Origin of the sequence: Chromohalobacter sp. HP20-39, from assembly GCF_033052815.1 — a bacterium.
Taxonomy (GTDB): domain Bacteria; phylum Pseudomonadota; class Gammaproteobacteria; order Pseudomonadales; family Halomonadaceae; genus Chromohalobacter.
Genome location: NZ_JAWHTP010001144.1, coordinates 1 through 238 on the forward strand (window position 1 = coordinate 1; position 238 = coordinate 238).

The following is a 238-nucleotide window of genomic DNA, read 5'->3' on the forward strand; positions in this document are numbered from 1 at the left end:
GCCGTCCACAGCAGCCGGCCCGCCAGGCCCAGCGCCTCGGCGCTGTGCAGCGGGAAGACGCTGTCGACGAGCTGGTTGCCGGCCGGCGCCGTGAGGGGGTCGTAGCGCTCCAGCACACGGCCCTGGCGGTCCATCCGCACCCGGGTGTAGCCGGTGGACGCACGCAGTTCGCCGGGCTGCAGCAGGCGCACCTCGACCGGCCCGGTGCCGGCCAGGCTCAGGCGCGACCAGCGCGCCG

At 76.9% G+C, this 238-nt stretch carries 1 protein-coding gene; it reads right to left on the reverse strand.

Features of this window, described 5'->3' with window-relative positions; translation table 11 throughout:
* Positions 1 to 238 (reverse strand): hypothetical protein (locus RVY79_RS21470; RefSeq protein ID WP_317466649.1); only part of this gene is annotated, 238 nt, incomplete at both ends.